The organism is Streptomyces sp. NBC_00009 (assembly GCF_045040855.1).
Lineage (GTDB): Bacteria > Actinomycetota > Actinomycetes > Streptomycetales > Streptomycetaceae > Streptomyces > Streptomyces aureus.
The window spans coordinates 7816667-7834215 of record NZ_CP108312.1 but is presented as its reverse complement, the minus strand read 5'-3'; the positions used below and the strand labels follow the sequence as shown (position 1 = coordinate 7834215).

The following is a 17549-nucleotide window of genomic DNA, read 5'->3' as shown; positions in this document are numbered from 1 at the left end:
CGGCTACCGTGCCTTCGATGACCACTACAGCGATCGGCACGGACTTCAACACCCCTATCGACGAACGCTACTTCGAGGACTACGTTCCCGGGTCCAGCTATGTGTTCGGGAGCGTCACGGTGACCGAGGAGGAGATCCTCCGGTTCGCGGGCGAGTTCGATCCGCAGGACATCCACACGGATCCCGAGGCCGCGGAACAGGGCCCCTTCAAGAGTCTGATCGCGAGCGGCTGGCACACCGCCTCCCTGATGATGCGCATGTACGCCGACCACTACGTGAGCAAGGTCGCGAGCCTCGCCTCGCCCGGCGTCGACGAGTTGCGCTGGACCCGCCCGGTGCGGCCCGGTGACAGCCTGTCGATCCGTACGACGGTGGTCTCCGCACGTCCCTCGCAGTCCAAGCCCGACCGCGGGATCGTGCACACCGACATCGAGGTGTTCAACCAGCGCGGCGAAACCGTGCTCACTCTGTCCGCGATGAACTTCCTGCGACGCCGGACGCAGTGACGGCGGGCCCCGGACCCGACAGGGCAGCCGGGACCCGGACGGGCAGCACCCTTCTCGCATGCTGGAAAAGCCGGTGCACACACCACCGGCCTTTCTAGGGTGCGTACATGTCACCTGCTCTCACCCGGGTCCACCCGCCTCAGCTCGCCGCCCGCGCCGCCACGGTCACGGCCTCACCCGTACGGGAGATCCTCGCCCTCACCGCACGGCCCGAGGTCATCTCCTTCGCCGGCGGGCTGCCCGCACCCGAGCTGTTCGACACCGAGGGCGTGTCCGAGGCGTTCCGTGCCGTCCTTGCGGAGCAGCCGAAGGCGGCGCTCCAGTACTCCACGACCGAGGGCGACCCCGGTCTGCGTACGGCCGTCGCGGCCCGCCTCGGCGCGCGCGGGCTGCCGACCGCCCCCGACGGCCTCGTCATCACCACCGGGTCCCAGCAGGGACTCTCGCTGCTCGCCTCCGCGCTGATCGAGCCGGGCGACGTCGTACTCGTGGAGAACCCCTGCTACCTCGCCGCGCTCCAGGTCTTCGGCTTCGCGGGCGCCCGCGTGGTGCCCGTGCCGGACCTCGCGGACCTGGACGACATCGTCCGGCGCGAGCGGCCGAAGTTCTTCTACACCGTCCCGAACTTCCAGAACCCCACCGGTCGCACCATGAGCGACGCACAGCGCGCGTCGGTGGCCGAGGTCGCGGCCCGGCGCGGGATGTGGATCGTGGAGGACGACCCGTACGGCGAGCTGCGGTACGAGGGTGAGGCGGCCGGCTGGATCGCTTCGTACCCGGGGGCCGAGGACCGGACCGTGCTCATGGGGAGCTTCTCCAAGGTGATGGCGCCCGGCCTGCGCATCGGCTGGCTGCGCGCGCCCGCGGAGCTCCTTCGCGCCTGCGCCGTCGCCAAGCAGGCCGCCGACCTGCACACACCGACGGTGACCCAGCTCGCGGCCGCCCGCTATCTGGCGGACCGTGACCTCGACGCGCACATCGCCACAGTCAGGCAGGCCTACGGGGAGCGGCGTGACGCGATGCTCGCGGCGCTTGCGGACGCCCTGCCGGACGGCGCCGAATGGAGCCGTCCGCAGGGCGGGATGTTCCTGTGGGCGCGGCTGCCGCAGGGCGCGGACGCCACGGCTCTGCTGCGCACGGCCATCGGCCACGACGTGGCGTACGTGCCCGGGGCCCCCTTCTACGCGGGAGAACCCGACCCGGCCACGCTGCGCCTGTGCTTCGTCAGCGAGACGCCCGAGGTGATCCGGGAGGGCCTCGGACGGCTGGGGGCGGCGCTGCGGGGGTGACGCGGACCGTCGGTCACGGACGGTCCGCGGGCCCCTCCGGCGTCGGCTCCGCGCCACTGTCCGGGTGCGGTCGGGGTGCGAAGACCGTGAACCGGGCGCCCTCGGGGTCGAGCAGGGTCACGGAGTCGCCCGTCGTGTCCGCGTCCCGGCGCGTGACCGCTCCGCCGTGCTCCACGGCGGCCCGGGCACACGCCGTGGCATCCCGGACAGTGAAGCGGACCTGCCAGTGCGGCCGCACCTGCGGGTCGGGGGCCGCACCCGGCGCCCCGCCGCCGAGTGCGGCCACCGGCTGTCCCGAACAGACGAGGACGACCTCCTCGTCCTCGTACCGCACGTCGCAGCAGCCCGGGCTCGTCCACCCGAGGACTTCCCCGTAGAAGATCGCGGCGTCGAACGCGTCGCGCGTGACGAGGTGCAGCCACAGGGGCGCCTCCCGGCGCCACGCGCCGAAGTTGCGGACGAGTGCGCCGGCCCAGATTCCGAAGACGGCGCCGGCGCGGTCGGACACGATGGCCGCCCGCCCGGTGGGGAAGCCGATCGGACCGACCCCGACCGTGCCGCCGCGCTCCTGTACGCGGCCGACCGTCTCGTCCGCGTCGGCCACCGCGAAATAGGGCGTCCACGCGACGGGAACCTGCAGAGCCGGAGCGACCGCTCCGATCCCCGCCACGGCCCGCCCTTGCGCGAGCGCCACCACGAACCGCTCACCCAGCGTGCCCGCACGGAACGTCCAGCCCAGGACAGCGCCGTAGAACGACTGCGCGGCCGACAGATCACGCGCCGCGAGGCTCACCCAGCAGGGCGAGCCGAGGACCGCGTGGTGCGACGTGGCTTCTTCCGATCCGGTCCTGGAGATCAGCTTGCTGCTCATGAAAGGCCGCCCCCTTTCGCCCGCGGGGGCTCGGTCAGGGCTCTGGCGGCGACCGGGTACCCGTAACACCGCGTCCGACACACCACGTCCTGGAGGAAACACCGTCCGCCGAGCTCCGATGACCTGCCGTGACGCGTCGCCCGCCGAGTCGCATCCGGGCACGTGCGGCCGGAGAATCGTAGTGCAGTCGCATGTCGATGCTTCGGACCGGAGGCACTTACCTGCGAGCGGCGTACCGCTCCTGATGGATGCCGGCGCCCGTTCCCGCGGCCCGCGCCGGCACACCGTTGAGGAGCGAATCCCGATGCTCACTAACATCACTGCGGTCGCCACCCACCACCGTCGGACCTCGAGCGACGCCCACGACGACTCCCCCGACACGACGGCGGCCTTCGCGCGCGTGGCCGGTCTCGCCGAGGGACCCGAACGGGATCTCCTGTGCGAGGAGCTCGTCGAGGCGTGGCTGCCCATGGCGCACCGCATCGCCCGCCGCTACCGCAACAAGGGCGAGAGCACGGAGGACCTGGAGCAGGTCGCGGCCATGGGACTGGTCAAGGCGATCAACCACTACCAGCCCGAGCGCGGCCCCTTCCAGTGCTACGCCGTGCCCACCATCACCGGCGAACTGCGCCGGCACTTCCGCGACCGGATGTGGGACGTGCACGTGCCCCGCCGCGTGCAGGACCTGCGCAACAAGGTCCGCGCGGCCCGCCGCGACCTCACCGAGCGCCCCGGCAGCCCCGAGCCCGGCATCGGCGCCATCGCCGCGTACACGGGGCTGACCGAGGAGGAGGTCCGAGACGGGCTGAAGGCGATCGAGAGCTACAGCGCGCTGTCCCTCGACGCGGAGCTCTCCCCGTCCGGTCACGACGGACAGAGCCTCGCCGACGCGCTCGGCGCACCCGACACCGCGTACGACCTCATCACCGACCGCGAAGCCGCCAAGACGGGTCTGCGCCACCTTCCCGAGCGCGAGCGCGCCATCCTCTACCTGCGTTTCTTCGAGGGCATGACACAGGCCCGCATCGCCGAGAAGTTCGGCATCTCGCAGATGCACGTCTCCCGCCTCATCCATCTCAGCTGTGCACGGGTACGCGCCGAGGCGGGGCGGGAGTACGGGGCGGCCGACGGCCTGCCTGCCGCCTGAAACCCGGCGCTTTGCCCGGCCGGGGGGAGGACACTGGGATCAGGGGTTGGACTCCGCTCCCTGCCCCCGGCTCCCGGTGGGAGCAAGGGTGGCAGCCGGCGGGGAGCGGCCGCCGCCGGGATGTCTTGGGCGACGGCCGTAGGGCGCGAGGACGCAGCGTTTCCCCTCCGCGATGTCCTCGCGTCCGCCTCCCGCCTCCCCGCACTCGACGAGCGCCTCACCGGCATCGCGGTCACCATGTTTTAGGGGGTCGCGGGGGAAGGAGGCCTTGACCGTGGCGCCGAGACCGGAACTGCCCGGACGGGGCGAGTCGTACTGGATGCACACCAGCGGCACGACCGCCTACCCACCTCTCACCGAGGACGTCGAGGTCGACGTCGTGGTGGTCGGTGGCGGAATCGCCGGGCTCAGCACGGCCTGGGAACTGACGCGCGCCGGCCGGACCGTCGCCGTACTCGAGGCCGACCGCATCGCCGCCGGAGTCACCGGCTACACCACGGCCAAGGTGTCCGCGCTGCACACCCTCGTGTACGACCGCCTGCGCCGCACGCACGGCGAGGAGGCCGCCCGGCTGTACGCGACGTCCCAGCAGGCCGCGGTGGAGCGCGTGGCCGAGATCTGTGCCGACGTGGCGATCGACTGCGACCTGGAGCGCGCCCCGGCCTTCACCTACTCGGTCCGCCAAGAAGGCACGGACATACTGCGCGCCGAGGCCGAGGCCGCCCGCGAGGCCGGGCTCCCGGCGCGGTACACCGAGGACACGGGCCTGCCCTTCGCCGTCGCGGGGGCGGTGCGGGTGGACGACCAGGCGCAGTTCCACCCCCGCAAGTACCTGCTGGCCCTTGCCGAGGATCTGGTTGCCCAGGGCTGCGTGATCTTCGAGCGGTCCCGCGTGACCGAGATGCTCGGCGGCATCCCGTGCACGGTGACCACCGAGGCGCAGCACACGGTGACCGCGCATGCCGTCGTCGTCACCACCCATTACCCGATCTTCGACCGCGCGTTCCTGTTCGCCCGCCTCCAGCCGCGCCGGGAACTCGTCGTGGCCGCCCCGCTCGCCTCCGACCCGGGCCCGCTCGGCATGTTCATCACCGAGGACGAGGGCAGGCGTTCGGTGCGCACCGCTCCGTACGGCGCCGACGGGCAGCGGCTGCTCATCGTGACCGGAGAGAGCTTCACACCGGGTACAGGCGACGCGGCGGCGTCCTTCGCACGGCTCGACTCGTGGATGCGCGAGCACTTCGCCGTCGAGGACACCGCGTACCACTGGGCGGCCCAGGACAACGACTCCGGCGACGGGATCCCGATGATCGGGCCCCTGCATCCCGGGGCACGGCACGCGTATGTGGCGACGGGCTTCGGCGGGTGGGGCATGAGCAGCGGCGTCCTGGCCGGACAGCTGCTGAGCGGGCTGATCACCGGCGACGAGGCGCCCTGGGCCGAGCTGTACGACCCCCGCCGCCTGTGGAGCACGATGCGGGAGGCGCCCGCTCTGCTGCGCCAACAGGCCGATGTCGCACGGCACTTCGTCCGCGACCGGCTGCACACCGCCCACGTCGACTCCGTCACCGAGATCCCGCCGGGATCGGGCGCGGTGGTGCGTGTGGACGGGCACCGGTGCGCCGTCTACCGCGCCGAGGACGGCACGGTCCGCGCCGTCTCTGCGCGCTGTACGCATCTGGGCTGCATCGTGGCGTTCAACGCCGCGGAGACGACGTGGGAGTGCCCCTGTCACGGTTCGCGCTTCGCCACGGACGGGTCGGTCCTTCAGGGACCGGCCATGTGGCCACTGGCACCGGTGGAACTGCCGGGTACGCCGCCTGCACCGGATGACGGGGAAGGAGGCGCCACGACGAGTGGGCCATGACAGTCGGCGACCGAGTGCACCGCTTCCCGTAGAGACCGTTCCCATAGAGACCGCCATAGAGACCGAGAGACACGGAGAACGACGTGAACGGCACATCAGCTTCGACAGCCTTCCCCGCGGAGGCCCCCTCGTCCCGGGACCTGGTGGAGGTCGTGCTCGGCGACTGCTCCGCGCCGGACGCCGACGCGGTCTTCCACTTCCTGGGCGACCACTTCGACTCCGACCGCGGCGAGGCCGTCCCCCATGGCAACGAGGGGCCGCGCCCCGCCGCGTGGACGGGCAACTTCCTCGTGGAGCACTCCCCCGCCGAGGTATCCGGCGCCGTGCTGGCCGGAACGGTCACGGTCGATCTCCAGGGCTGCCCCGTGGCGGTGGAACGCCTCTGCCGGACCCTGGACGCGGCCTTCGCCGTCGAGAAGGTCGGCAAGGTCGCCGGCGACCAGGAGGTCGAGGTCCAGCTCCACCTCAACAACCCGTGACCACCCGCACCCCGGTCACTCAGGAGGGAACGACCATGCCCCGAGGATCGAACGCGAAGCGCGAGCGCCAGTACGAGCACATCAAGGAGAGCGCCGAGGAGCGGGGAGAGAGCAGGAAGCGGGCCGAGGAGATCGCCGCCCGCACGGTCAACAAGGAACGCGCCCGCGCAGGTGAGTCCCGTACGGCCGGCAAGACCTCGACCCAGGACATGTCGTCCGGCCGGCGCGGCGGGCAACACTCGCACTCCGGCGCCGAGGGCCCCACGTACGACCAGCTCTACGCGGAGGCCCAGCGGCGCAATATCCACGGGCGGTCGTCCATGGACAAGGCGAAGCTCAGGAAGGCCCTCGGCGACTGAGCCCCCCGCACGGCCCGGACTCACTCCGCGGTAGCGACGGCCGCCTCCGGGACGGGAGCCCGCTCGGCCCGGCGCTGCGCGCGGCCCACCCGGCGGGCGATGACCACACCGAGGAGCGCCAGCGCGCCGCAGGACGCCCAGACCGTGACGTACGCGGTCTCCGAGGCGATGCGGGCGCCGTGCACATCCACGAGGAGGCGGTTCATGACCGCGGCGAAGGCCGCGCCCGCCACCGAACCGGCCAGAGTCTTGAGGGTGTTGTACATGCCGGTGCCGATGCCGGTCTGGTCGGCGGGCAGGTGCCCCATGAGCAGGGTGGGCAGGGTGGCGATGGCGGTTCCGACACCCGCGCCGGCGACCATGCCGAGGACGGCCATCTGCCAGGGCGCGCTGTGGGCGAAGACCATCCCGGCGTAGCCGAGCGCCACCAGGGTGAAGCCGCCGACGAGGGTGTGCTGCGGGCCGAACCTGCGGACCACGCGGTCGGCGCAGGTGCCGGCGGCGGCCATCGCGACCGCGCCGCTGACCGTGAGCAGCGAGATGCCGAGGGTGTCCAGACCGAAGCCGAGGGGACGCGGGGCGGCGAAGAAGGACGGGTTGGCGGTCTGGGACCCGTACAGCACGCAGCCCGTGAGGAAGCTGAGGACGTAGAGCAGCGCCATGCTGGGACGGGCCATGAGGCGTACGTCCACCAGGGGTTGCGGGGCCCGCAGTTCGACGCGGACGAACACGGCGATGAGGACGGCGCCGAGGGCGAGGGCTCCGGCCGTGGGGGCGAGGCCCGCCTTGTTCGCGGTCGCCATGCCTATCAGGACGGCGGCGAGGCCGGCGCTGAGGAGGGCCGCTCCCGCCCAGTCGACGCGGCAGAGCGCGCGGGTGGTGGACTCGGGTATCAGCCGGAAGGCCACGGGCAGGCAGAGCAGGATGGCGACGGCGGGCAGCATCAGCAGACCGTGGACGTCGTGCACGGAGCGGGAGAGCAGGCCGGTGCCGATCGCTCCGAGGGTGGCGCCCAGGGTGAGCGCGCCGACGAGCATGCCGATGGCGGCGCCGACGCGTTCCTTCTGGACACGGTCGCGGACGATGGCGAAGTCGAGCGGGAGCCAGCAGGCGAAGACACCTTGCAGTGCCCGGCCGATCAGGAGGACGGCGAAGCTGTCGGCCGTGGCGACGATCACCGAGCCCACGGCGACAGCGACCATGGTGATCCGGATCAGCCGCCGGTGGCCGTAGATGTCGCCGAGGCGGGACAGCAGGGGTACGGAGATGCCGGCGACGAGCAGGAAGACGCTGTTCACCCAGTTCAGGTCGCCGGCGCTGACGTGCAGGTCGCTGCCGATGAGGGGCAGGACGACGGGCACGGATCCCTGAAGGATGCCGCTGCACAGTTCGATGAAGACGAGGAAGCCGACGACTGAGGCGGTCGACGGTGACGTGCTGCCTGGGGATGCGCTTCGGGGCATGGCGGGGTCTCCAAGGCGTGCTGGGGTGCGGGCGGGGCCGCGGTGGGGCCCGCCCGTGACGGGGACGGAGGTGCAGAGGTACAGAGGTGCGAGGGAGGGAGGTGCGGAGAGAACGGGGCGGGAGCGGGGCTTCAGCCCTCGGGGGTGTCCCTGAGCGAGGCCGAACCGGGCAGGCGGGGTACCTGTCCGGCCAGGGCGAGGTCGACGAGCTGGTGGACCGTCTCCTCGCGGATCGGCGCGGGGCGGAACGACCTCCGGTAGACGAAGAACCCGTTCCACAGGTCGAGCAACGCGTCGGTGTCGATGTCCGGCGGCAGGTCACCGCGGGCGATTCCCCGCTGTACGGCGGCCCGTGCGTGGTCCCGGCGGTGGAGCACGACATCGAGGAACGACTGGAGGACGGCCGACTCCTCGGCCGCTGCCTCGGTCAGGCACAGCCGGCTGAAGACGTCTCGGGCGCGGGTGAAGTCGTCGATGTAGTCGCAGACGACGAGCAGTTCGGCGCGGGTGTCGCCGACGTCGCGGACCGCGCGTACGTCGGCACGGGCCACGAGCACATCGGCGATCACCGCGGCTTTGTGCGGCCACCACCGATAGAGCGTCTTCTTGGAGACTTTGGCGCGCACGGCGATCTCGTCCATGGTCATCCCGAGGTAGCCGCTCTCGTCGAGCAGTTCCTCGGCCGCGCCGATGACGCGGTCACGGACTTCTTCGCTGCGGGGTCGGCCTGCCGGCCGCGCTGTGCTCGCCATGCGGTCCCATTTCGGGGCATGCGGGCCCCCACGTCAATAGGAAACGGAAAGTTCCCGAAAGAAGTCACCCGTCCGTAACACGGTCCGCCACGTCCCTCTCGATGTCCCTCCGGGTGACTCATGGCCATGCCCTCGGTGAGCTGATACATATGACCCCCACGAAAGGAAACGGATCGTTTACTTTCTCTCTCACATGCTCACGCGCTCACATGCTCACGCGCTCGCCCCGAGTGGAGGACCTCCATGCCCACAGTCGACTCATCCCCGCGCGACCGAGTCGCCGCCCGACTCGACGAGTACAAGGACCGCTTGCTGGAGCTCAGCCACGAACTCCACGCCGACCCGGAGACGTCCTTCGACGAGGTCCGCGCCGCGGGCCGGCTCGCGGCGCTCCTGGAGGACGCGGGGTTCACCGTGGAGCGCGGGGCGTGCGATCTGCCCACCGCGCTGACGGCGACATACGGCAGCGGAGACCTGACGGTCGGGGTGTGCGCGGAGTACGACGCGCTGCCACAGATCGGCCACGCCTGCGGGCACAACATCATCTGCGCGGCGGGCGCGGGCGCTGCGATAGCCCTGGCGGCGGCCGCCGACGAGCTGGGCTTCCGGGTGAAGCTGCTGGGCACCCCGGCCGAGGAGGAGGGCGGCGGCAAGGTGCTGATGCTGGAACGCGGCGCCTTCGACGACGTGACCGCGGCGATGATGGTGCACCCCGCGCCCGTCGACGTCGTGGATCCGCGCGGTTCCAGCAACGCGGTGGCCCGGTTCGAGGTCACCTTCACCGGGCGCGCGTCGCACGCCGCCGCAGCCCCCGAGGGAGGGCTCAACGCCGCCGACGCCGCGGTCGTCGCGCAGGTCGCGGTGGGCCAGCTCCGGCAGCAGCTGCGGGACGGCTACCGGGTCGCCGGAATCGTGCGGCACGGCGGCGAGCGCACCAACATCATTCCGGAGCGGACAGCACTCGAGTACGAGGTGCGTACACCCACCGGCGAGGAGCTGGCCGAGCTCCGGGAGCGCGTACTGAACTGCTTCCGCGGAGCCGCGCTGGCCACCGGCACGACGATGGAGGTGCGCCGCATCCAGCCCGACTACCTGGACCTGTGCCACGACCCGTCACTGATGGACGCGTACGCCCGCAACCTGCGGGCGACCGGGCGGGACGTCCCGGAGCCGGGCCCGTCGCCGGTGGGCACGGGCGGCTCCACGGACATGGGCAACATCACGCACACGATGCCCGCCATCCACCCGGCGATCGGGGTGCTGGGCGCCCAAGGCATGCCGCACACCCGCCAGTTCGCCGAGGAGGTCTCCGGCGCGGCCGGGGACGAGGCGGTACTGGACGGCGCACTGGCCATGGCCTGGACGGGCCTCGACCTGGCCGCGGACCCCCAGTGGCGCACGCGCTGCGTTGCTTCCCGTCACGGCTGATCCACCCGGCGCGCGGTCAGGTCATGACATCGGGGGTGCCCAGGTTCGACCAGGGCCTTTCGTTTGGATCATGCTGGGCCGCGATCAGTTCGGCGAGTGTCCCGGCAGGCACGTCCAGTTCGCGTTCCGCGGTGGTGATGGCCATGGCCGTCACCGCCGGGGGGCGGTTGGTGCGCTCCGTGTTGGCGTGGGCGCCGAGGCCGTCCAGGACCACGAGGATCTGGATGGCGGTCACCTCGGGGTTCTCGGTGCGAAGGGCTCCGGCCGCTACGCCGTCGCGGATGAGCTGGGTCAGACGTTCGCGCCACTGGGCCTCCTGGTGACCCACCCGGTCGCGCAGCCTGTCGCGGTAGCGGCTCAGATGCCTGGCGTTGAGCCACAGGCGGCTCATGCCGTCGAAGCGGTCCCCCGTGGTCAGGTGGAAGAAGCGGGCCAGGTCCTCCAGCGTCTCGCCCTCGGGCCGATCCACGGGAATCAGTTCGTCCAGCTCGGCCGTCGCCGCCACACCGAAGGCCTCGGCAACGAGGTCCTCCGCGACCGGGAAGTAGTGGCTGATCAGGCCGGGGCGCACCGCGAGCTCGTCGGCGACCCGGCGCATCGTGATGCATTCGAGGCCCTCCGCGAGGGCGATCGCCGCCGCCGCGGCCACGATCTCGGCGCGGCGGGCTTCGGGATTCTTCCGCACCCGTTTCGGCCGGGTGCTTGACGGCACCCCCTGCTCACTATTGGATTCGTGGCCAATAGACAAGTCGGCTCCCGTGCTCGCCTGTTCGGAGGACTGCATGGCTCCCACGATCCCAGACCCCTCGGCACAAGCTGCCGCACCCCCTGCCGACCAGGCCGGGCGCGTGGAGGCGCACGGCATCGACTTCATCCCCGACGCCGAACGGCACGGCCGCGCCCGCGAGCTGTTCGCCGTATGGGCGGCGCCCAGCGTCAGCTACCTCAGCCTCGTGGTCGGCGGCGCGCTCATCCTGATGGGCCTCGGCCTCTGGCAGGCGCTGGCAGTGATCGCGGCGGGCAATCTGTGCTGGGCGCTCGTCGGGCTCGTCGCCGTGAGCGGTCCCGCGGCCGGCACCCCGAGCCAGGTGATCACGCGCGCGATGTTCGGCATCCGGGGCAACCGGGCGAACATCGCCCTGACCGGCTGGTTCGTGTCCGTCTGCTATCTGGCCCTCAGCTGGGCCGCGGCCTCGCTCTCCGCCTTCAGCCTCGTCGACAAGGCCGGCATCGCCCTCACGACGGGCGTCAAGGTCGTCGTCATCGTGGTGCTCGCCGCGGCGACGCTCGCCATCAGCGTCTACGGCCACGCCACCATCGTGAGGCTCTACCTGCCGTTCAGCCTGGCGCTGACCGCGGTCTTCGTCGTCCTGGCCGGCTATGTGCTCGGCCACGTCGACTGGGGGTACGCGCCCGAACACCCGCTCCACGGAACGGAGTTGTGGGCCGTGATGATAGGCGGCATCACCCTCGTCGCCTCCGCGCCGCTCTCGTACAGCAACAGCGCCGACTTCGCCCGCTATCTGCCCCGTACCACCTCGCCGAGAGCGATCGCCGGGTGGACCGCCCTCGGCGCCTACGTGCCCAGCGTCCTGTTCACCTCACTCGGTGCCCTCGCGGGAACCGCACTCGACATGTCCGACCCGCAGACCGCTCTCGAGACCATCCTGCCGAGCTGGTTCAAGCCGGCCTTCCTCCTGGCCGTCATCCTCGGCGCGATCTGCAACAACGCCATGACCGCCTACAGTTCCGGCCTCGCCCTCCAGTCGATAGGGGTCCGGATCCGCAGGTCCCGCAGCGTCGCCCTCGACGGAGCCCTCGGTGTGGCACTGACGCTGTACGCGCTGCTCGTCTCCAACTTCCTCGACACCGTGAGCAACATGCTCGAACTCATGGTGGCGCTGATGGGCCCCAGCATCGCGATCTACGCCACCGACATCCTGTGGCGCCGCAACCGCTACGACGGCAGGGAACTGACCGACGAGTCCCGGGGCAGCGCGTTCTGGTACAAGGGCGGCGTCAACTGGGCCGGCGTGACCGCCCTGGTGGTCGCCACCGCGATCGCGTCCCAGTGCGTCAACACACAGATGTACACCGGCCCCATCGCCCGGGCTGCGGGCGGCACGGACCTCTCCCTGCCGGCCGGGATCCTGGTCTCCGCGGCCGTGTACGTCGCCATGATGCGCGTGAACCGGCCCGCCGAGGCCCGGCGCGGATAACCCGACACCCCGCCTCCGGGTACGCCGGGGCCCGGCGCCGCCAACTCCCGCGCCGGGCCAACCTGTTCACCTCACCGGAGCACGCGCCTACGCCGCGCGCTCGCCACCAGTTCATCGACCGTGGCCAGCTTGACCCGTGGCCGGCCTGCCTCGCGCCCCCGCGCGGCCTCGGCCCGTTCGATCGCCATCAGGCCCTTCGCGTCGAGGACGCGCCGGTTGCGGCGCCTGGCCAGCCGGTGGAAGGCCTTGGGCGCGTGCGGTGGCTTCGGCAGCGCGCCGGAGACTGCGTCGGCCAGCAGCGTGGCGACCGTCTCGGCGGCGCAGGTGCGGTTGGCGCCGATTCCGCCGCTGGCGCCTCGCTTGATCCAGCCCACGACATACGTTCCGGGCATGCCAGTGACGCGCCCGCCCTCGTGCGGAACAGTGCCGGTGACCTCGTCGAAGGGGAGGCCGGAGAGCGGTCCTCCGCGATAGCCGATCGCGCGCAGCACCATGCCCGCCGCGATCACCCGCTCCCCCGACGCCCCTTCGGTGCGCACGGCTTCGACCTGTTCCGCGCCGAGCACCTCCACGGGCGAGCTGTGGAAGCGCAGGACGATGCGCCGCCCGGGCGGCGGTACCACGTCTGCGTCGAGGGCGCCGCGGGGAACACCCTTCAGGACGGCGGCCTTGTCGTTCGTACCGGCCGCGTCGATGGCCGCGCCGATACGGGGATCGTGGTCGTCCACGAGCAGTTGCAGGCCCGGCACGTGCTTGAGCGCGAGCAGTTCCGGCGTGGTGTACGCGGCGTCCTCGGGGCCACGGCGGCCGAGCAGGACCACTTCGCGTACGGAGCTCGCGCGCAGCGCCTTCAGGGCGTGGTCGGCGATGTCGGTGCGGGCGAGGGTGTCCGGGTCGGCGAGCAGGATCCGGGCGACGTCGAGGGCGACGTTGCCGTTGCCGACGACCACGACACGTTCGGCACGGAGGTCGATCGCGTCGTGTGCCACGTCCGGATGGGCGTTGTACCAGGCGACGAAGGTGCGTGCCGAGATGCTGCCGGTGAGGTCCTCGCCCGGGACGCACAGGCGGCGGTCGGCGGCGGCCCCGACGGCGTAGACGACCGCGTCGTGGTGCTCGGCCAGCTCCTGCGGGGTGACGTCGTCGCCCACTTCGAGGCCCAGGTGCATGCGTACCCGGTGATGCGTGTGGAACCTGGCGAAGGTCTCGCCGACCTTCTTGGTGGCCGGGTGATCCGGCGCCACGCCGTAACGCACGAGGCCGCCGGCCACCGGCAGCCGGTCGATGAGGGTCACCTCGGCGTTGGTGTGCAGCAACAGGTCCTGCACCGCGTACATCCCGGCCGGTCCGGTGCCGACGACGGCGATCCTGAGCGGCGCGAGGTCGGACGGCAGCACACGCGGGAACGAAGGGCTGCCCCAGGCATGGAAGTTGGGGGTGTCCTCGACCGCGTCCGTACCCGAATCCGTATGCCTGTCCCTGTCTTCGAAGTACGCGGCGTTGATCGCGGCGTACTCCTTCTGCGCCGGGGACAGCCTGTCCACCGGGAAGATCGCGTCGACCGGGCAGGCGTCGGCGCACGCGCCGCAGTCGATGCAGGACACCGGGTCGATGTGCAGCATCTCCGTGCTGCCGAACGCCCGCTCCTCGGGGGTGGGGTGGATGCAGTTGACCGGGCACACGGCGACACACGTCGCGTCGCTGCAGCAGGTCTGGGTGATGGCGTACGTCATGTCGTCAACTCACGTCGGCTCAGATGAGGTTGGCACGCTTGTAGAACGCCAGCGCCGGCTTGGTGAGCAGCCGTGCGGAGGCCAGGAACTCCATGAGGCCCGAGCAGCTCGCGCGCATCATGGACTTGTGGTGCTCGTTGGCCCCGGCCTCGGCCACGGCGCGCCGCACGTCAAGGCCGGCGCTCTCGTAGACCTGGCGGCGGACCATGCTCGTCACGATGAAGTAGGACGCGGTCGCGACCACGAAGGCGTTGATGTGCCGGCGGATCCGGCCCGCACCCGCGAGACGCTTGCGCGTCTGGTCGCGGGCGAACTTCATGTGCCGCGACTCCTCGACGACATGGATGTTGTTGATCGTGCGGACGAAGGGCACGACCCGCTCGTCGCGCATCCAGTCGCGCTGCATGACGTCGAGGACTTCCTCGGCCACCAGGATCGCGGCGTACGCCGCCTCACCGAAGGCGAGTGTCTTGAAGACGCGGCCGAGTTCGATGACGAGCCGGTGTGGCCGGTAGGCCGGCGCCCCCAGCTTCTCGGCGCCGCGGGCGAACATGATCGAGTGGCGGCACTCCTCGGCGACCTCGGTGAGCGCCCACTGGAAGTCGGCCTTCGTCGGGTCCTTGGCGTACATGTCCCGCAGCACCATCTGCTGAAGGATCATCTCGAACCAGATGCCGGTGCTGGCCACCGACGCGGCTTCCTGCCGCGTCAGCTCCTTGCGCTGCCCCTCGGTCAACTCCGCCCAGTACGCGGTGCCGTAGAGCGTGCTCCACTCCGGGCTCGCGCCGTGGAAGTCCCTGTCCAGCGGCGTCTCCCAGTCCACCTCGGTCGCCGGGTCGTACGCCAGCACGGCGGCCGACTCCAGCAGTCGCTGCGAGACGCCGCGCTCGTCGGGGAGTTCGTGCGATTCCGGCCGAACAGTGCTGCTTGCCATGCTGCGGCTCCTTGGATCAGACGTGTGCGTTCCCTGTCGTTGCGCTGCCGTGTCCGTCGCCGTCCGTGAGTACGCCCGGCGGTACGCGAGGCTGATCGCGGAGGCCACCGTGCGGGCACACGCACGGGGCCACGGACCGTCGCCCCGTCGCGGCCCGTCGGCGGGGCGCCGCCTGCCGGCTCCGCGGGCTGCGCGAAGGCACCAGGTCAGCACAGGTGGACGGGGGCTCTGCAGAGGCCACCCGCCCGCTTGTTAGACGGACCGTATAACAAGGGGGGTGCGTTGGCCTACCCCCCGGTAAGTAAGCCTGAGGACACGGATCCGTCACGCCTGCCGGTAGCCGCGGTCCTCGACCAGACCGCGCGCGAGGCGGGCGAAAGCACGCGCGGCCGCGCTCTCGTAGGCGCTCTCCCTACGCAGAAGCACGGCGGTACGGGTGGGCAGGGGCGGGTCGAGAGGGACGGGCCGAAGGTGTGGGTGATCGTCGGCGATGGCGTCGGGGAGCACGGTGGCCAGCAGTGACGAGCGGCGCACGATCTCGGTGAGCGCCAGGATGCTGTTGGCCTCGACGGCGACCGTCGGTTCGACGCGATGCGCCGCGAGATAGTCGTCGATGTGACCTCGGGTCGCGAAATCTCCGCTGAGCAGGGCGAGTTGACGGTCGGCAAGCTCGCGTACGGGCAGCGGCCGGTCGCCCCGGACCTCATCGCCGTCGGCGCTCACGACGAGGCTCAGGTGTTCGGTGAACAGCGCTGTGGCGGCGATGCCCGCCTGATGCGCCCCCTCGAAGGCGATCCCGAGGTCGAGTTCGTCGGCGAGCAGGCTCGCCTCGATGTGATCCTGCGTCATCTCCCTTACGTCCACGGTGATTCCGGGGTGGCGGCTGCGAAGCGTGTCCACGAGCGGGCCGATGAGGTAGACGGTGAACGTGGGAGTCATGGCGAGCCGGAGATGGCCCCGCGAGAGGTCCGCGACGTCGAGCACGGCGCGATCGGCGGCCGCCAGGTCCCTCAGTACGCGCTTCGCGTAATACACGTAGGCCTCGCCGGCGTCGGTGGGGCGCACCGTGCGGCCGCTGCGGTCCAGCAGCTGGGCGCCGACGACGCGCTCCATCTGCTTGATCTGCTGCGACAGCGTCGGCTGGGAGATGCGCAGCTCCTCGGCCGCACGGGTGAAGTTGCCGTGCTCGGCCACCGCGATCAGATAGCGGAGATGACGAAGTTCGGGGCCCATAACCCGACTATAGGCCCTCTCATAGATGTCATCGATAGGAGTCATGGTCATTGCGTCTTGGACGCTATAGCTGCTGGTCATGCATGGTGGATCTCGTCAGCCCGACGGGCCGGCAGTCATCGAAGGGAGTGACCCATGCATGACCTCTCGGACGGTCTCGCGCGCTTTCGCCGCGACGTCTTTCCCGCAAAGGCGGGGCTCTTCGCCCACCTGGCCACGACCCACCGCCCGACGACGCTCTTCATCGGCTGCTCGGACGCCCGCGTGGTCCCCGAACTGATCACACAGAGCGAACCCGGCGAGCTGTTCGTCGTCCGCACCGCGGGCAACCTGGTCCCGGCCTACGCGTCGGACCCCGACGGCGTTGCGGCGAGCATCGAGTACGCCGTCGCCGTGCTGCACGTGAGCGACATCGTCGTGTGCGGTCACTCCGCCTGCGGGGCGATGACCGCGCTGGCCGAGGGGCACGACCTCAGCGCCGCGCCGGTCGTCTCCGACTGGCTGCGGCACGCGGACGCCGCTCGGGCCCGGGCCGCCGCGGTCCCGGAAGCGTCGGGTCCCGGCAGGGTCGCCGCCCTGGTGCGGGCGAACGTGTCCGCGCAACTGCAGAACCTGGCCACCCACCCCTCCGTGGCCCGCGCTCTGGCCGAAGGGACGCTCACGCTGCACGGCTGGGTGTTCGACATCGCCACCGGAGCAGTCCATCCGGTCGACGCCGCCGCGATCGCGGCCTGACCGCACCGACCAGAACCAAGAAACGCCGAACCCTTCTGAAAGAGGAACTCCCCATGCCGCACGCCCAGTTCGACCCCACCGCCCGCGAGACCCTCGCCGTCGCCGCCGTCGATGCCAAGACCCGCAAGGACCTGACCTGGCAGCAGATCGCCGACGTCGCCGGGCTGTCGCCGGCCTTCGTCACCGCGGCCGTGCTCGGCCAGCACGCCCTTCCGCAGACGTCCGCCGAGGCCGTCGCGGAACTCCTCGGCCTCGACGAGGACGCCGCCCTGCTGCTGCAGACCATCCCGACGCGTGGTTCGATCCCCGGCGGCATTCCGACCGACCCGACCATCTACCGCTTCTACGAGATGCTCCAGGTCTACGGCACCACCCTCAAGGCCCTCGTCCACGAGCAGTTCGGCGACGGCATCATCAGCGCGATCAACTTCCAGCTCGACGTGAAGAAGGTCGCCGACCCCGAGGGCGGCGAGCGCGCCGTGATCACCCTCGACGGCAAGTACCTGCCCACGAAGCCTTTCTGACCCGTCGTCA

18 protein-coding genes are annotated in these 17549 nt (G+C 71.1%); 11 read left to right on the top strand and 7 right to left on the bottom strand.

Features of this window, described 5'->3' with window-relative positions; all coding sequences use genetic code 11:
- The first annotated feature begins 17 nt into the window (after positions 1 to 17).
- Both OHA58_RS35545 and OHA58_RS35540 read left to right on the top strand, forming a co-directional pair.
- On the top strand, positions 18 to 506 hold the full coding sequence (locus OHA58_RS35545) for a MaoC family dehydratase (protein WP_405483813.1): 489 nt from the start codon (positions 18 to 20) through the stop codon (positions 504 to 506).
- A 107-nt stretch (positions 507 to 613) separates the two neighbouring features.
- Entirely contained in the window at positions 614 to 1795 is a 1182-nt protein-coding gene (locus tag OHA58_RS35540; protein ID WP_405483812.1) for a PLP-dependent aminotransferase family protein, read from the top strand.
- 13 nt (positions 1796 to 1808) lie between these two features.
- On the opposite strand, the gene OHA58_RS35535 is transcribed toward OHA58_RS35540, so the two are convergent.
- Positions 1809 to 2666, bottom strand: coding sequence for a VOC family protein (locus tag OHA58_RS35535; RefSeq protein WP_405483811.1), 858 nt, complete (start codon positions 2664 to 2666; stop codon positions 1809 to 1811).
- Positions 2667 to 2970: 304 nt separating this feature from the next.
- Between OHA58_RS35535 and OHA58_RS35530 the strand changes: the two genes are divergently transcribed.
- The 5 genes from OHA58_RS35530 to OHA58_RS35510 all read left to right on the top strand — a co-directional run bounded on the left by OHA58_RS35530 (position 2971) and on the right by OHA58_RS35510 (position 6518).
- On the top strand, positions 2971 to 3813 hold the full coding sequence (locus OHA58_RS35530; RefSeq protein WP_405483810.1) for a SigB/SigF/SigG family RNA polymerase sigma factor: 843 nt from the start codon (positions 2971 to 2973) through the stop codon (positions 3811 to 3813).
- Positions 3814 to 3933: 120 nt separating this feature from the next.
- Positions 3934 to 4059, top strand: coding sequence for a hypothetical protein (locus tag OHA58_RS35525; RefSeq protein WP_405483809.1), 126 nt, complete (start codon positions 3934 to 3936; stop codon positions 4057 to 4059).
- A 73-nt stretch (positions 4060 to 4132) separates the two neighbouring features.
- The gene (locus OHA58_RS35520; RefSeq protein ID WP_405485345.1) at positions 4133 to 5680 is read left to right on the top strand and encodes an FAD-dependent oxidoreductase; all 1548 of its coding nucleotides are present in this window, start codon (positions 4133 to 4135) and stop codon (positions 5678 to 5680) included.
- A gap of 83 nt (positions 5681 to 5763) precedes the next feature.
- Positions 5764 to 6159, top strand: coding sequence for a hypothetical protein (locus tag OHA58_RS35515; protein ID WP_405483808.1), 396 nt, complete (start codon positions 5764 to 5766; stop codon positions 6157 to 6159).
- A 35-nt stretch (positions 6160 to 6194) separates the two neighbouring features.
- Complete coding sequence (locus OHA58_RS35510; protein WP_405483807.1) at positions 6195 to 6518, top strand: plasmid stabilization protein; 324 nt, start codon at positions 6195 to 6197, stop codon at positions 6516 to 6518.
- Between the two features lie 20 nt (positions 6519 to 6538).
- Here the strand turns inward: OHA58_RS35510 and OHA58_RS35505 are convergent, their stop codons facing one another.
- Entirely contained in the window at positions 6539 to 7981 is a 1443-nt protein-coding gene (locus tag OHA58_RS35505; protein WP_405483806.1) for an MFS transporter, read from the bottom strand.
- Between the two features lie 131 nt (positions 7982 to 8112).
- Positions 8113 to 8733 carry a TetR/AcrR family transcriptional regulator gene (locus tag OHA58_RS35500; protein WP_405483805.1) on the bottom strand — a complete coding sequence of 207 codons (621 nt, stop codon included), beginning with the start codon at positions 8731 to 8733 and terminating at the stop codon, positions 8113 to 8115.
- Positions 8734 to 8976: 243 nt separating this feature from the next.
- Between OHA58_RS35500 and OHA58_RS35495 the strand changes: the two genes are divergently transcribed.
- On the top strand, positions 8977 to 10161 hold the full coding sequence (locus OHA58_RS35495; protein WP_405483804.1) for a M20 family metallopeptidase: 1185 nt from the start codon (positions 8977 to 8979) through the stop codon (positions 10159 to 10161).
- Positions 10162 to 10177: 16 nt separating this feature from the next.
- On the opposite strand, the gene OHA58_RS35490 is transcribed toward OHA58_RS35495, so the two are convergent.
- The gene (locus OHA58_RS35490; RefSeq protein WP_405483803.1) at positions 10178 to 10873 is read right to left on the bottom strand and encodes a TetR/AcrR family transcriptional regulator; all 696 of its coding nucleotides are present in this window, start codon (positions 10871 to 10873) and stop codon (positions 10178 to 10180) included.
- A 70-nt stretch (positions 10874 to 10943) separates the two neighbouring features.
- Between OHA58_RS35490 and OHA58_RS35485 the strand changes: the two genes are divergently transcribed.
- On the top strand, positions 10944 to 12380 hold the full coding sequence (locus tag OHA58_RS35485) for a purine-cytosine permease family protein (protein ID WP_405483802.1): 1437 nt from the start codon (positions 10944 to 10946) through the stop codon (positions 12378 to 12380).
- A 71-nt stretch (positions 12381 to 12451) separates the two neighbouring features.
- On the opposite strand, the gene OHA58_RS35480 is transcribed toward OHA58_RS35485, so the two are convergent.
- The 3 genes from OHA58_RS35480 to cynR form a co-directional block, all read right to left on the bottom strand.
- Positions 12452 to 14113 carry an FAD-dependent oxidoreductase gene (locus OHA58_RS35480; protein ID WP_405483801.1) on the bottom strand — a complete coding sequence of 554 codons (1662 nt, stop codon included), beginning with the start codon at positions 14111 to 14113 and terminating at the stop codon, positions 12452 to 12454.
- A gap of 19 nt (positions 14114 to 14132) precedes the next feature.
- Positions 14133 to 15047, bottom strand: a complete 915-nt coding sequence (locus OHA58_RS35475; RefSeq protein ID WP_405483800.1) for a diiron oxygenase — start codon at positions 15045 to 15047, stop codon at positions 14133 to 14135.
- 324 nt (positions 15048 to 15371) lie between these two features.
- Complete coding sequence (gene cynR / locus OHA58_RS35470) at positions 15372 to 16280, bottom strand: transcriptional regulator CynR (RefSeq protein ID WP_405483799.1); 909 nt, start codon at positions 16278 to 16280, stop codon at positions 15372 to 15374.
- A 135-nt stretch (positions 16281 to 16415) separates the two neighbouring features.
- Here cynR and OHA58_RS35465 point away from each other — a divergent pair, with 135 nt between their 5' ends.
- Together OHA58_RS35465 and cynS are read left to right on the top strand one after the other, a co-directional pair.
- Entirely contained in the window at positions 16416 to 17015 is a 600-nt protein-coding gene (locus OHA58_RS35465; RefSeq protein WP_405483798.1) for a carbonic anhydrase, read from the top strand.
- A gap of 53 nt (positions 17016 to 17068) precedes the next feature.
- Positions 17069 to 17539, top strand: coding sequence for a cyanase (gene cynS / locus OHA58_RS35460; protein WP_405483797.1), 471 nt, complete (start codon positions 17069 to 17071; stop codon positions 17537 to 17539).
- Positions 17540 to 17549: the final 10 nt, after the last annotated feature.

What these genes read in the sequence shown, in the direction of transcription:
- OHA58_RS35545 (WP_405483813.1), top strand. Translation starts at nt 18, where the DNA reads ATGACCACTACAGCGATCGGCACGGACTTCAACACCCCTATCGACGAA.
- OHA58_RS35540 (WP_405483812.1), top strand. Translation starts at nt 614, where the DNA reads ATGTCACCTGCTCTCACCCGGGTCCACCCGCCTCAGCTCGCCGCCCGC.
- OHA58_RS35535 (WP_405483811.1), bottom strand. Translation starts at nt 2,666, where the DNA reads ATGAGCAGCAAGCTGATCTCCAGGACCGGATCGGAAGAAGCCACGTCG.
- OHA58_RS35530 (WP_405483810.1), top strand. Translation starts at nt 2,971, where the DNA reads ATGCTCACTAACATCACTGCGGTCGCCACCCACCACCGTCGGACCTCG.
- OHA58_RS35525 (WP_405483809.1), top strand. Translation starts at nt 3,934, where the DNA reads ATGTCTTGGGCGACGGCCGTAGGGCGCGAGGACGCAGCGTTTCCCCTC.
- OHA58_RS35520 (WP_405485345.1), top strand. Translation starts at nt 4,133, where the DNA reads ATGCACACCAGCGGCACGACCGCCTACCCACCTCTCACCGAGGACGTC.
- OHA58_RS35510 (WP_405483807.1), top strand. Translation starts at nt 6,195, where the DNA reads ATGCCCCGAGGATCGAACGCGAAGCGCGAGCGCCAGTACGAGCACATC.
- OHA58_RS35505 (WP_405483806.1), bottom strand. Translation starts at nt 7,981, where the DNA reads ATGCCCCGAAGCGCATCCCCAGGCAGCACGTCACCGTCGACCGCCTCA.
- OHA58_RS35500 (WP_405483805.1), bottom strand. Translation starts at nt 8,733, where the DNA reads ATGGCGAGCACAGCGCGGCCGGCAGGCCGACCCCGCAGCGAAGAAGTC.
- OHA58_RS35495 (WP_405483804.1), top strand. Translation starts at nt 8,977, where the DNA reads ATGCCCACAGTCGACTCATCCCCGCGCGACCGAGTCGCCGCCCGACTC.
- OHA58_RS35485 (WP_405483802.1), top strand. Translation starts at nt 10,944, where the DNA reads ATGGCTCCCACGATCCCAGACCCCTCGGCACAAGCTGCCGCACCCCCT.
- OHA58_RS35480 (WP_405483801.1), bottom strand. Translation starts at nt 14,113, where the DNA reads ATGACGTACGCCATCACCCAGACCTGCTGCAGCGACGCGACGTGTGTC.
- OHA58_RS35475 (WP_405483800.1), bottom strand. Translation starts at nt 15,047, where the DNA reads ATGGCAAGCAGCACTGTTCGGCCGGAATCGCACGAACTCCCCGACGAG.
- cynR (WP_405483799.1), bottom strand. Translation starts at nt 16,280, where the DNA reads ATGGGCCCCGAACTTCGTCATCTCCGCTATCTGATCGCGGTGGCCGAG.
- OHA58_RS35465 (WP_405483798.1), top strand. Translation starts at nt 16,416, where the DNA reads ATGCATGACCTCTCGGACGGTCTCGCGCGCTTTCGCCGCGACGTCTTT.
- cynS (WP_405483797.1), top strand. Translation starts at nt 17,069, where the DNA reads ATGCCGCACGCCCAGTTCGACCCCACCGCCCGCGAGACCCTCGCCGTC.